Genomic DNA, 11,406 nt, shown 5'->3' on the forward strand with positions numbered 1-11,406 from the left:
GTCCTTTCCTCGAGCGGCGAGAACGGTCGTTCTCGCCTGCTGATCACAGCGTATAGAACGATCGTTCTCTATTCAAGTAGAATGGATGGATGAATCTCACCGAGGCGCGCACGCGCATCGTCGCGACGGCCGACGAGCTGTACAACGCACGGGGCATCCAGGCCGTGGGCATGGATGAGTTGCGCTCGGCAGCCGGCGTCTCGCTCAAGAGGCTCTACCAGGAGTTCCCGTCGAAGAGCAGCATCGTCATGGCGGTGCTGGAGCGGCGTCACCGGTCATGGGCGGAGGGGCTGGAGGCGGCGGTCCATCAGGTGGCCGGACCCCGCGAGCGCCTTCTCGCGATTTTCGACTACCTCGCGCGGTGGTTCTGCGATGACTCGTTCCGGGGATGCGGCTTCATCAACAGCTTCGCAGAACTCGGTGCGGTGGACCCCGAGGTGGCGCGGTACGCGCGCGAGCACAAGGCGTCCTTCCAGGAGTACGTCGGAGCACTGGCCGATGACGCGGGTGCGCCGGCGTACCTCGCGCCGCAGCTCTCGATCCTCGCCGAGGGCGCCCAGACGACGGCGGCCATCGCGGGGACAGCCGAGGCTGCACAGCAGGCGCGGCGCGCGGCCGAGGTGCTGATCGACGTCGCGCTCGGAGCCAGGGCCGGCAGGGCCGCCTAGCCCACCAGGTCCTGGTACTCCGGGTGCTCGTCGATGAACGCCGCGACGAACTCGCACTGCGGTACCACGGTGAGCTTCTGGTCCCGGGCGTCGTCGAGGGCGTGACGGATCAGGGTGCTGCCGACGCCGTGACCCTCCATGTCCTCGTCGACCACGGTGTGCGTGAAGACGATGGTCTCGCCGGAGCGTTCATAGGCGGCGATGCCTGCGGATTCGCCGTCGAGGGTGGCGATGTAGCGGCTCCTGCCCTCGTTGTTGCTGACCTGGACGTCGCCGTTTCCGGTGTTCTCGGTGCTCATGGTGTCACTCTGGCATTTGGTGCCGAGACCGGTCAACGGAGCCCGTCGACCGGCGCCTCGCGTTCCCGGAGCGCTATCGTGCCGGGACGGTCCGGTCTGCTGCTGTCCCGCAGCCAGGCGAGGGCATCGGTCTCGGACGTGAAGTACCGGGTGGCGGTGGGGGAGCGGTGGGAGAAGCCCGACATCACTTCGTCGACGGCGTCGGCACCTACCAGTGCCACCCGTGTGAAGCCCCGGTAGGACACCATGCCCACGCGTGCCTCCGGGGTGATCCCGGAGATGCCGTGCATGTGGACGAGGAGCGGGAGATTGGTGGGTCCGTGGAACTCGGCGAGCGCACGGGCGGCGGCCACGGCGGCCGCATGCGTGATCTCGACGCCCCGGTTCCACCGCAGGCGGAGGATCCCCTTGTCGAGGTGCGCACTGAACAGGTCCATCCGGGTCCTTCACGGCAGAAGCACGGGCAATGCCTTGCAGCGTAGCAAGGACCTCCCCCGACATCGGGCTCCGGGTCCACAGGTGCCCATCCTCGGCAGCGGCAGGCGTGCAGGATGTAGCGTCTGCTGCATGACACTGAGCATTCTGGTGACAGGAGCGAGCCGTGGGATCGGTGCGGCCATCGCGCGGGAGCTGGCGGGACGGGGTCACCGGATCGCTGTGCATGCCGGACGTGATACGTCGGCGGCGAGGCTGGCCCGGGACGCTCTTCCCGGTGCCGGGCACGTGGTCGTCGTCGGTGATGTGGGGGATCCGGAGGCGTGCCGGCGCATCGTCGACGGCGTGGTGGACGACCTCGGCGGTATCGACGTGCTGGTGAACAATGCCGGCATCTTCGAGGCACATCCCATCGGGACCACGTCGTACGAGGACTGGCAGCAGGCGTGGCAGCGCACACTCGACGTGAATCTGATGGGCCCTGCGAACCTGGCCTGGCTGGTGGCCCGTCACCTCCTGGATCGGCCGGCGGGACCGGACGGTGGACGGCTGATCTCGGTCGGCTCGCGCGGTGCCTACCGCGGAGAACCCGTCACCCCGGCCTATGGGGCCAGCAAGGCGGCGCTGCATGCGATGACGCAGTCCCTCGCCGTCGGTCTCGCGCCGCATGGCATCTTCGCGGCGGCGGTGGCTCCGGGATTCGTGGAGACGGACATGGGCAGGACCGTCCTCGACGGGCCCGGTGGCGACGCGGTGCGGGCACAGAGTCCGTTCGACCGGGTTGCGACGCCGGAGGAGATCGCGCAGGCAGTCGCCTGGCTCGCCACCGATGCTCCGGTATGGGTGAGCGGCACGGTGGTGGACGCGAACGGGGCATCCTACCTGCGGTAGTCGCCTTCCTCGCCCCGCTCGGACCGTCGCGCCCCGACACCCTGCCGACGATCGGGAATAGGCCTGCGCCGGCGGCTGAACATCGCACGACCGGTGGCCATCGCCCGCGCGGGGGGACTAGCGTCGGGGACAAGGTATCCGTCGATCAGAAGGAGTTTTCATGTCACGCGTAGCCATCATCGGTGGGCACGGCAAAGTAGCACTGCACCTCGCGAAGATCCTGAGCAGCCAGGGCCATCAGGTCAGCTCGATCTTCCGCAACCAGGACCATTCGGCAGATGTGGAGCAGGCAGGCGCCACCCCCGTCGTGGCCGACGTGTCCGAGCTGTCGGTGGAACAGATGGCCGACGTCTTCCGTGGACATGATGCCGTCGTCTGGTCGGCCGGTGCGGGCGGCAGCAGCGTCGAGGCCACCTACGCGGTGGACCGGGACGCGGCGATCCGTTCGATCGATGCTGCGGAAGCGGCCTCGGTGGGCCGCTATGTCATGGTGTCCTACATCGGCTCCCGCAAGGATCACGGCGTGCCCGAGGACAACGGCTTCTTCCACTACGCAGAGGCGAAGGCCGCAGCGGACGAGCACCTGCGCAACTCCAGGCTCGCCTGGACGATCCTCGGCCCCGGTTCGCTGACCACCGAGCCCGGCACCGGCAGGATCGAGGTCTCCGACGAGCCCCAACAGGATTCCGTGACCCGCGAGGACGTGGCCCAGGTGGCTGCCGTGGTTCTCGGGGAACTCGGGACCGTCGACAGGACGATCCGGTTCAACAACGGCGAGACGCCGATCGCGGATGCCATTCAGGCCTCCCTCTAGGGCCTGCCCGGCATCGCCGGGCGGCGTTCCCTCCAGGAGCGCCGCCCGGCAGGGCCCTACAGCCCCTCGGCCGCGTGGAACGTCCGGAGCGCCTCGACGACGAGCCGGTGGTCCTCGAGCTGCGGCAGGCCGGACACCGTCACGGTCGCCACGGGACCGACGCCCCTGATGTAGAACGGGAACGAGCCGCCGTGGGCGGCGTACGTCGCCGAGTCGAACATCGGGTTGTCGCCGATCCCGCCACCGTTGCGACGCGCCCGCAGCCCGACCAGCAGCGACGGCACCGAGTACCGCTCCGCCGTCCGGCTCTTCGCGTCCAGCCAGAAGTCGTTGTCGGGTGTGGCGCCCTCGAGCGCGGCCCGGAACAGGATGTGGTTCGGCTTGCAGATACTGACGGCGATCGGGAGGTTGCGCCCCACTCCCAGCTGGACGAGTAACTGCCCGAGGGCGACGGCGTCGTCATTGGTGAACCGCGTGAACTGGAGCTCGGCGACCTCGCCCTCGACCTTCGCTATGAGCGCCTCGAGTGCCTCGGCAGGCTGCTCGCCGCCGCCGTCGGGATCGAACGGACGGATGACTGTCGAAGGGGCATCGTTGCTCATTGCATAAATCTACGCGGTGACCGGGCTACGGAGGAATCCGATCACCGCCCCACACCGCCTGGTCTTGACAGCGGCCCGCCGTGCGGGAGGCAGGTCACAGCCCGGGCGCGCAGGGCCCCGATCCGAGGAGCGCCAGCCCGGCGCGGTCCCCCTGGCCGAAGGCGGTCTGGCCGAGATTCTCGGCGTACATGAGTTCGTTCGGGTCGTCCACGTGGTCGAGCCCGACGACGTGCGCGAGCTCGTGCATGATCGTCGCCTTCACGTAGGTGCGACCGTCCGGGAAGAGCAGGGTGTCGGCGGCGTCGGGCGCGTCGAGCTGCACCTGGCCGCCGACATAGACGAGGGGCTGTCCCGGCCTCCGGGCGTAGTCGCTGCCACCGAGCCCGGCGATGTCGCCCGCGAGTGCCGGGATCTCGGCGGGGCTCGTCCAGCTGATCAGGACCGGCACCCAGGTCTTCCCGTACAGCTCCGGCTGGTAGAGGTCGCGCTCCTCGCTCGGTCCCTCCGTCGTGGTGCCGTCGTCCACGAAGCGCAGCCCTGTCGCTGCTGACACCTCCGCGACCGCCTCCTGCACCAGGCCCTCCGACCCGGCAGGAGCATTGTCCGGCCGCACCACGAAGTGCACGGGCCGGCAGGGGTCGTAGCCGATCCACTGCTGCTCCTCGATCGGTGACTCGAGAAGCCGGTACGCCGCCGACGCCGGTGCGGGGGGTGGTGTGCCGAGCGGCACCGGACCTGCCTCGACGCCGCGCGGCGGCACATTGGCGCCGGGCAGGTACGGCAGGGCGGCCGGGAGCACGAAACGATCGAACAGCGACGGCGTCGCATACAGGAACACGACGAGCGCGAGGACGGCAACGGTCGAGAGGCGCAGCGTGAGTCGCGAACCGGAAGGCCGCCGTGAACCGCGGCCGCGTCGGCGTCGCGCGATCCGGCCCGGCCCGGCGGGCGGAGCCGCACGCCACGCGGAGGGGGCGGACGGTCGCCCGGTCGCGTCGTCGAGCGCCCACTGCGGGATCCGGCCCGACGGCGAACGGCCCACCGTGCCTGCCGGTTCGCCCCGCTCGCGGAACCACTCGCGATCCTGTGTCCCCATGTCCTGTGCTGCCCCTCCACCCGATGCCCGTGCGTCCATCGTGCTCCGTGATGCGGTGCTTCAGCTACCGTCCGGCGTGTCCTTGGCCAATGCTGCGCGAAGGCTGCCGGGTTGCGGGCGAGGAGCGTGCGGCGGAGAGCCCTGCACGCACCACGCGGTCACCGAGCGCGGACGACGCCGGCAGTGCGACGGCCAGGGCATCGGCCAGACGGGACGCGCCCTGCGGCGTCCGCGCCTGCACATCGACCAGGGCGGACCAGAGCTGCCCGACCGTGTCGCAGGCGGTGCTGCTTCCCGTGCGGCCCGCGACCACCCAGCCCGTTCCGGCGACGCGCACCACGGACCCACCCGGCAGCCCGGACACGATCGTGTTGACGGCCTGCGCCACGAGCAGCAGGTCGCGCGTCGTCCGGACCGGCCCGAGGACCGGATCCGCGACGACGGTGCGGCCGCACGCACCGCACATCAGGCGTCCGGGAAGCGGGCCGTCATGGCATTACGTCGCCCGAGTTGGGGCCCAGGGTCTGGCCGACGAATAGGTTGCCCCCGGGATCGCTCGCCAGCAGCAGCGCGGTGGGAGCGACCTCGGCCGGCACGCCGAACCTGCGCAGCGGCAGCTCCTTCCGCTTCGCCGCCTTCCAGTCCTCGGAGATGCCGTCGACCAGCGGGGTCTCGATGGGCCCGGGGGCGATGCAGTTGGCGAGCACGTTGTCCGCCGAGACCTCGAGCGCGAGCGCCTTGGTCATGCCGATCACCCCCGCCTTCGCGGCGCTGTAGTGGCTCAGCCCGGTGCCGCCCTTGATGCCGAGCTGGGACGAGATGTTGATGATGCGCCCCCACCGCCGGTTCCGCATCGGGCCGATGACCTCGCGGCAGCAGAGGAACACGCCGGTGAGGTCCACGGAGATGGTCTCCGTCCACTGTGCGAGGCTCATGTCCTCGAGCGGCGACTCGGTGAGCAGCCCGGCGCTGTTCACCAGGACGTCGACGGTCCCGATCCCGTCCCGCGCCTCGGCGAAGGCACTCCGGACGCTCTCCTCGCGTGCGACGTCGACCTCGATGATCCCCGGACCGGGTACGCGGTCCATCACCACCACCCGGTCGCCCTGGGCGGCGAAGGCCTCGGCGATCGCCGCCCCGATGCCGCTGCCACCACCGGTCACGACGACGCCCCGGCGCCCCGCCGCGAGGGGAGCGCCGGTGCCGCCCGTCATGCGCGCATCTTGATGGTCAGGCCACCGTCGACGACGAGTGACTGGCCGGTCACGTAGCGCGATGCGTCGGAGGTCAGGAAGCCGATCACGTCGGCGACCTCCTCCGGCCTGCCGACCCGGCCCCAGGGGATGTCCCTGCCCGCCCGCTCGAGGCCCTCGGGACCGAGCGAGTTGACGGGGTCGAGGGACTGCGGCGTCTCGATGAGACCCGGGATCACCGCGTTGGCGCGGATCGCCCGCGGCCCCAGTTCCGAGGCGACGCTGCGGATGAGCCCGAGGACCCCCGATTTCGCCGCGGCGTAGTGGGCGTGTTCCTCCCACCCGTAGACACCCCCGGCGATCGAGGACACGGCGACGAGCGCACCGGGGCCGCTCATCCGCTGGGATGCCGAGCGCAGCGTCCGGAGGACGCCGGTCAGGTCGACGTCGAGCATCGCGTCCCAGAGGTCGTCCGTCAGCTCGTTCAGCGGGGCGTTGCGCAGGATGCCCGCATTCGCGACGGCGTAGTCCAGGCGCCCGTACTCGTCCAGGGCGCGCTGGGCGAAGGCGTCCACGGACTCCGTGGAACGCACATCGACCTCGTGGATGACGGCATCACCGCCCACGGCCCGCACGCCGGAGAGGGTCTCCTCCGGGTCGTGCGGGTCGCCGGGGAAGGTGCCGATGACGGTCCGGACATCCCGGCCGGCGTAGTGGACGGCGAGGGCGCGGCCGATACCGCTGGCGGCACCCGTGACGATGGCTACCTCAGACTGCTGCATGCGGTTCCTCGAGGGCCACGGCTGCGACGGGACGCGCCGCGATCATCAGGACACCGGAGAGCAGCGTGCCCACCGCGCCCACCCAGAGGGCGGCAGCACCGGTGCCTGCCGCAGCGGCGACGAGCGTGAACAGGGCGCCGCCGATGATCGTCCCGGGCTGGCTCATGGCACCGATGAACGCGAGGCCCGTGGCACGGCAGCTCACGGGGTAGCACTCGGCCATGAAGTACTGGATCGCGGCGTAGGGGCCCACCAGGAAGAACAGGCCGGTGCCGTACGTGAGGATGATCAGGAACGGGCTGGACACCAGCGGGCTCAGCATCACGGCGAAGGACAGGCCCGAGATGATCCAGCCCACGATGATGGTCCGCTTCCGACCCACCTTGTCGCCGATCCAGCCGTGGAACACGTAGCCGAAGTACGCGAGCAGGTTGATGACGATCAGCATCCAGAAGGCGTCGGAGAGTTCCACGCCCTTGGCGTTCGCGAGCACCGAGGTGCCGAGGACGCTGAAGATCGCGATGCCGAAGAAGTTGAGGATCCAGGCGAGCGAGAAGACGATCGTGTTGCGGCGGAACTCGCCTTCCCAGATGCGCTTGAGGGGTGAGGTGGAGGAGTGTTCGACGCCGTAGGCGCCGGCGAGCGCGTGGGCTTCGTCGCTCTTGCCGCCCTTCTCCAGTTCGGTGAGGCGCTGGTGCAGCTCGAACTGCGGCGTCTCCTTCAGCTTCTTGCTGATGAGCAGGACGATGATGATCGCGGGGATGGTGGCCATGAGGTACAGGGCGCGCCAGCCGAAGATCGGCAGGAACACCAGGGCGAGGGCACTCGCGAGGAGGAAGCCCAGCGGCCAGCCGCCCTGGATGAAGGAGTAGTGGAAGCCCGGACGCTTGCGCTTCCGCTCGTCCTCGGTGACCTGGTACACCTCGTTCATGTAGGTGGCGTTGACGGCCTGCTCGGAGAAGCCCAGGCCGCCGAAGGAGCGCACGAAGACGAGGAGCGAGTTGCTGATGACGCCGAGGCCGGCAGGGATGAAGGCTGTGACGCCAGAGACGACGGCGGTACCGCCGACGGTGAGCATCATCCCTTTCTTGCGGCCGAGGCGGTCGATCACGGGACCGATGCCGAAACACACGATCGCTGTTCCGACGGCGATCCAGGTGTTGACCGCGTAGGCCTCCGGTGCCGTCCAGCCGAATTCCTCCTGCATGGCCGGCAGCAGGGTACCGAACAGGCCGTAGTCGAAGACCGCCACGGTCCAGGCGAGCAGGGCGAGGACGGTCGCCGTGCTGGTCTTCTTCTTCGAGAACACCGGGAACGTGCGTTGCTCATTGCCCGTCGGCGTCGAAAGGTCGACGCCCGCCTCTTTGATGGACATCAGTTCGATTCCTTTCGGGGATTGCGTGCCAGGAACGAGTCGGCGATCTGATCGAACGTGTGCCAGGTGACGCCCTCGTGGGAGTTGAAGTGCTGGATGAGGCGCTCGAGCATGAGCAGGACCTGCGGCCGGCCCGAGACGTCGGGGTGGATCGTCATGGTGAAGACGGCGGAGTCCATCTCGGCGTAGACCCAGTCGAACTGGTCCCGCCACATCTGCTCGATGTCCCGCGGGTTGACGAACCCGTGCGAGTTGGGTGCCGCCTTGATGAACATCATCGGCGGGAGGTCGTCGAGGTACCAGTTCGCCGGGATCTCCACGAGGTCGGTCTCCTGGCCCCGGACGAGCGGCTTCATCCAGGCCTCGGCGGGCTTGGAGTAGTCGATCTTCGTCCAGCTGTCCCCGACCCTCACGTAGTAGGGCTCGAAGTCGTTGTGCATGAGGGAGTGGTCGTACTTGATGCCACGCTCGAGCAGGATCTCGTTGGTGATGGGGGAGAACTCCCACCACGGCGCCACATACCCGGTGGGGCGACGCCCCGAGACCTGCTCGATGAGCTCGATCGACCGGTCGAGGATCGCCGTCTCCTGTTCGCGGGTCATGGCGATCGGGTTCTCGTGGGAATAGCCGTGGACGCCGATCTCGTGCCCCGCGTCGACGATCATGCGGGTGAGGTCGGGGAACGTCTCGAGCGAGTGGCCCGGGACGAACCAGGTGGAGGGAAGGGAGTACTTCTCGAAGAGGCGGAGGATGCGGGGGCCGCCGACATCCCCGCTGAAGAGCCCACGGGAGATGTCGCAGGGCGAGTCCTCGCCCCCGTAGGAACCGAGCATTCCGGCAACTGCATCGACGTCAACGCCGAAGGCGATCTGGATGTCTTTCGTCATGGGGTCGGCCTTTCCTGGGATGGGTGAAATCGGGGAGGGGTCAGGCGGGCGGAGCGGGAGCCAGGACGTCAGGGTCGCCCCGCTGCCGGATCTCCCCGGCGACCTGCTCGGCGGACAGCCCGAGGGCGAGCAATGCCTGCAGGAGGATGCGGGCCTGGGAGGGACGGAGCAGCCCGGACGGGACGGCTCCGGCGTCCTCGAGGGTCCTTCCGCCGCCGGCACCGTAGACCCCCCGCACCGGTCCTGCATGCACGCGGGTGCTGGTGACGACGACGACGCCGTCCCGTACGGCCTCGCGGACGGCGTCGCTGAGCTCCGCGTTGGCATTCCCGAGCCCGGTGGCCTCGAGGACGATCCCGCGGGCGCCGGCGGCGATCGCGGCGGTGAAGAGGGTCGCGTCGGCGCCCGGGTAGCAGGCGACGACGTCCACGCGGGTGCCCGTCCCGGCCGGGGGAATGGCGAGCGGCGCCGGCCGCCGCAGGGCAGGGCCCAGCGTGATCGCGCCGTCGGCCGAGACCGATCCTGCGGATCCGAGGTCCGGGTTGCTGAACGCATGGAGCGCCGTCGTCTCGGACTTCCTCGTCGCCGGGAGGGGGAAGACCTCGCCGTCGAACACGATGAGCGCGCCCCTGGCTTGCGCCTCCGGGGATGCCGCGAGCGTGAGTGCGGCACGCAGGTTCCCCGGGCCGTCCGGCTCCGCGCTGTCGGCGGCGCGCTGGGCACCGGTGAAGATCGCCGGCCGCGGATCGTCGTGGAGGAGGTCGGCGAGGTAGGCGGTCTCCTCCATCGAATCGGTGCCGTGCGTGACGACGATGCCGAGCGTCTCCGGGGACTCGAGCGCGGTACGGATGGCCGCGCAGACAGCGAGCATGTCGTCGAAGGTGAGCAGGTACGAGCCCTTCTGCATGAGGTCCACGACCTCGACCGAGGCGTTCGTCCCGGCCGCGGCGAGGACGGCGCCCCCTGCGTCGGCGGCCACGGTCGATCCGTCGGCGGTGTGGACGCGGGAGGCGATCGTGCCGCCCGTCGCCAGCAGTACGACGTGGCCGGTGGTGAGGGATTCCAACGGTGCTTCCTCCTTACCCAATCGTTTGGGCGAGTGTGACGGAAAGCAGAAGTCCGGGGCGGGTGCCAGGGGTTCTGCGCGATGCGACCTGCGTGGAACTGGACGAAACCCAAACGTTTGGGTTGAATGAGGAAAACCATAGGATGTGACCTGTATCTCGTCAATGGATCGCCCGAGATTTCACGCACCCGAAACATGAGCACCATCGGGAAGGGGGTAGGACCGTGGATCCAGCAGGTAGGCGACACGCGGTGGTCACCCTGAAGGACCTCGCAGCGGAACTCGGCATCCACGTTTCCACGGTCTCCCGGGTGCTGCACTCGGACACGGATGTCGCCCGGGGAGCTGCGTCGAAGGAGACCGCCACGAGGGTGCGCGATCTCGCGAAGCTGAGAGGCTATTCGCCCGATCCGCAGGCGACCAGCCTGCGGACCCGCCGCACGCGGGCGATCGGCGTCATCGTGCCCCGCCTCTCGGACATCGTCCTCGCCACCATGTACGAGGGCGTCGAGGAGGCCGCTGCCGAGAGCAGCCACTCCACCTTCGTGATGAACTCCCATGACGATCTCGACGAGCAGCGCCGCAAGGCCGAGATCATGCTGGCGCGGCGCGTGGACGGCCTGATCCTCGGCGACGTGCACGCGGGCAGCAGCCTGGTGGACGACCTCGCGAAGCGGCACGTGCCCTTCGTCCTCATGAACCGCCGCTACCCGGGCTTCCCGTCGTCCACCTGCGACGACACCGGCGGAGGCCGGCTCGTCGCGGACCACCTGTGGAGCACGGGGCACCGCTCCGTCGCGATCATCGCGGGCGAGACATACGCGAGCACCGGCGTGGACCGGACGGCAGGCTTCGTCGAACGCTGGCGCGACCTGGGCGGAGAGGTGCCGGCGGACCGCATCCTGCCCTCACGCTTCGACACGGAGGGCGGCCGCCGGGCGGGCGAGGAGCTGCTGCGCCTCGGCAGGGACGCCCCGACGGCGGTTTTCGCCGTCAATGACTTCGCCGCGATCGGGGCCATGGGCGCCTTCCGCGCCGGAGGGCTCGTCGTCGGCCAGGACATCGCCGTCGTCGGATTCAACGACACGTCCCTGGCCGCGCAGCTGCCCATCCCCCTGACATCGGTGCGCTCGCCGATGCTCGAGATCGGCAGGACCGCCGTCGGGATGCTCCGCCGGGTGATGAACGGGGAGGAGGTCGGCTCGGTGCGCCACCCCTCGGAACTGTTCGTGCGCGAGAGCAGCGCGTCGGTCATCAGCCCGGCGGGGCGGGGGCTCCGGGCCGGCTGACGCGAAGCC

14 protein-coding genes are annotated in these 11,406 nt (G+C 69.5%); 4 read left to right on the top strand and 10 right to left on the bottom strand.

The genetic code is table 11. The features are described 5' to 3' along the window. The first annotated feature begins 89 nt into the window (after positions 1 to 89). Positions 90 to 668 (top strand): TetR/AcrR family transcriptional regulator, encoded by a 579-nt coding sequence (locus AC4D2O_RS04140; RefSeq protein ID WP_490905338.1) that lies wholly within the window; start codon positions 90 to 92, stop codon positions 666 to 668. Here the strand turns inward: AC4D2O_RS04140 and AC4D2O_RS04145 are convergent. Together AC4D2O_RS04145 and AC4D2O_RS04150 are read right to left on the bottom strand one after the other, a co-directional pair. Further along, positions 665 to 967, bottom strand: coding sequence for a GNAT family N-acetyltransferase (locus AC4D2O_RS04145; RefSeq protein WP_490905339.1), 303 nt, complete (start codon positions 965 to 967; stop codon positions 665 to 667). The two genes, AC4D2O_RS04140 and AC4D2O_RS04145, sit on opposite strands and share 4 nt — an antisense overlap. 32 nt (positions 968 to 999) lie before the next feature. Further along, complete coding sequence (locus AC4D2O_RS04150) at positions 1,000 to 1,404, bottom strand: SpoIIAA family protein (RefSeq protein WP_490905340.1); 405 nt, start codon at positions 1,402 to 1,404, stop codon at positions 1,000 to 1,002. A gap of 130 nt (positions 1,405 to 1,534) precedes the next feature. On the opposite strand from AC4D2O_RS04150, the gene AC4D2O_RS04155 reads away from it, so the two are divergent. Both AC4D2O_RS04155 and AC4D2O_RS04160 read left to right on the top strand, forming a co-directional pair. Next, positions 1,535 to 2,293: an SDR family NAD(P)-dependent oxidoreductase gene (locus AC4D2O_RS04155; protein ID WP_490905341.1), complete on the top strand. Its 759-nt coding sequence runs from the start codon at positions 1,535 to 1,537 to the stop codon at positions 2,291 to 2,293. 160 nt (positions 2,294 to 2,453) lie between these two features. Continuing rightward, on the top strand, positions 2,454 to 3,107 hold the full coding sequence (locus AC4D2O_RS04160; protein ID WP_490905342.1) for an SDR family oxidoreductase: 654 nt from the start codon (positions 2,454 to 2,456) through the stop codon (positions 3,105 to 3,107). Between the two features lie 56 nt (positions 3,108 to 3,163). Here AC4D2O_RS04160 and AC4D2O_RS04165 read toward each other — a convergent pair whose 3' ends face one another. The 8 genes from AC4D2O_RS04165 to AC4D2O_RS04200 form a co-directional block, all read right to left on the bottom strand. Then, positions 3,164 to 3,709 carry a heme-degrading domain-containing protein gene (locus tag AC4D2O_RS04165; RefSeq protein WP_490905343.1) on the bottom strand — a complete coding sequence of 182 codons (546 nt, stop codon included), beginning with the start codon at positions 3,707 to 3,709 and terminating at the stop codon, positions 3,164 to 3,166. A gap of 94 nt (positions 3,710 to 3,803) precedes the next feature. Then, positions 3,804 to 4,805 carry a zinc metalloprotease gene (locus AC4D2O_RS04170; protein WP_490905344.1) on the bottom strand — a complete coding sequence of 334 codons (1,002 nt, stop codon included), beginning with the start codon at positions 4,803 to 4,805 and terminating at the stop codon, positions 3,804 to 3,806. A gap of 64 nt (positions 4,806 to 4,869) precedes the next feature. Next, entirely contained in the window at positions 4,870 to 5,271 is a 402-nt protein-coding gene (locus tag AC4D2O_RS04175) for a hypothetical protein (protein WP_490905345.1), read from the bottom strand. A 22-nt stretch (positions 5,272 to 5,293) separates the two neighbouring features. Further along, positions 5,294 to 6,019, bottom strand: a complete 726-nt coding sequence (locus tag AC4D2O_RS04180; RefSeq protein ID WP_490905346.1) for an SDR family oxidoreductase — start codon at positions 6,017 to 6,019, stop codon at positions 5,294 to 5,296. Then, positions 6,016 to 6,780, bottom strand: a complete 765-nt coding sequence (locus tag AC4D2O_RS04185; RefSeq protein WP_490905347.1) for an SDR family NAD(P)-dependent oxidoreductase — start codon at positions 6,778 to 6,780, stop codon at positions 6,016 to 6,018. The genes AC4D2O_RS04180 and AC4D2O_RS04185 overlap by 4 nt, the downstream gene beginning before the upstream one ends. Then, positions 6,767 to 8,155, bottom strand: coding sequence for an MFS transporter (locus tag AC4D2O_RS04190; protein ID WP_490905348.1), 1,389 nt, complete (start codon positions 8,153 to 8,155; stop codon positions 6,767 to 6,769). Before AC4D2O_RS04190 ends, AC4D2O_RS04185 begins: the two co-directional genes overlap by 14 nt. Beyond that, positions 8,155 to 9,042, bottom strand: a complete 888-nt coding sequence (locus tag AC4D2O_RS04195; protein WP_490905349.1) for a polysaccharide deacetylase family protein — start codon at positions 9,040 to 9,042, stop codon at positions 8,155 to 8,157. Before AC4D2O_RS04195 ends, AC4D2O_RS04190 begins: the two co-directional genes overlap by 1 nt. 40 nt (positions 9,043 to 9,082) lie before the next feature. Next, positions 9,083 to 10,108 carry an asparaginase gene (locus tag AC4D2O_RS04200; protein WP_490905350.1) on the bottom strand — a complete coding sequence of 342 codons (1,026 nt, stop codon included), beginning with the start codon at positions 10,106 to 10,108 and terminating at the stop codon, positions 9,083 to 9,085. A 251-nt stretch (positions 10,109 to 10,359) separates the two neighbouring features. Between AC4D2O_RS04200 and AC4D2O_RS04205 the strand changes: the two genes are divergently transcribed. After that, complete coding sequence (locus AC4D2O_RS04205; protein ID WP_490905351.1) at positions 10,360 to 11,397, top strand: LacI family DNA-binding transcriptional regulator; 1,038 nt, start codon at positions 10,360 to 10,362, stop codon at positions 11,395 to 11,397. Positions 11,398 to 11,406: the final 9 nt, after the last annotated feature.

It is taken from the genome of Arthrobacter sp. TJ-238 (genome assembly GCF_058269215.1).

What these genes read in the sequence shown, in the direction of transcription:
- AC4D2O_RS04140 (WP_490905338.1), top strand. Translation starts at nt 90, where the DNA reads ATGAATCTCACCGAGGCGCGCACGCGCATCGTCGCGACGGCCGACGAG.
- AC4D2O_RS04145 (WP_490905339.1), bottom strand. Translation starts at nt 967, where the DNA reads ATGAGCACCGAGAACACCGGAAACGGCGACGTCCAGGTCAGCAACAAC.
- AC4D2O_RS04150 (WP_490905340.1), bottom strand. Translation starts at nt 1,404, where the DNA reads ATGGACCTGTTCAGTGCGCACCTCGACAAGGGGATCCTCCGCCTGCGG.
- AC4D2O_RS04155 (WP_490905341.1), top strand. Translation starts at nt 1,535, where the DNA reads ATGACACTGAGCATTCTGGTGACAGGAGCGAGCCGTGGGATCGGTGCG.
- AC4D2O_RS04160 (WP_490905342.1), top strand. Translation starts at nt 2,454, where the DNA reads ATGTCACGCGTAGCCATCATCGGTGGGCACGGCAAAGTAGCACTGCAC.
- AC4D2O_RS04165 (WP_490905343.1), bottom strand. Translation starts at nt 3,709, where the DNA reads ATGAGCAACGATGCCCCTTCGACAGTCATCCGTCCGTTCGATCCCGAC.
- AC4D2O_RS04170 (WP_490905344.1), bottom strand. Translation starts at nt 4,805, where the DNA reads ATGGGGACACAGGATCGCGAGTGGTTCCGCGAGCGGGGCGAACCGGCA.
- AC4D2O_RS04175 (WP_490905345.1), bottom strand. Translation starts at nt 5,271, where the DNA reads ATGTGCGGTGCGTGCGGCCGCACCGTCGTCGCGGATCCGGTCCTCGGG.
- AC4D2O_RS04180 (WP_490905346.1), bottom strand. Translation starts at nt 6,019, where the DNA reads ATGACGGGCGGCACCGGCGCTCCCCTCGCGGCGGGGCGCCGGGGCGTC.
- AC4D2O_RS04185 (WP_490905347.1), bottom strand. Translation starts at nt 6,780, where the DNA reads ATGCAGCAGTCTGAGGTAGCCATCGTCACGGGTGCCGCCAGCGGTATC.
- AC4D2O_RS04190 (WP_490905348.1), bottom strand. Translation starts at nt 8,155, where the DNA reads ATGTCCATCAAAGAGGCGGGCGTCGACCTTTCGACGCCGACGGGCAAT.
- AC4D2O_RS04195 (WP_490905349.1), bottom strand. Translation starts at nt 9,042, where the DNA reads ATGACGAAAGACATCCAGATCGCCTTCGGCGTTGACGTCGATGCAGTT.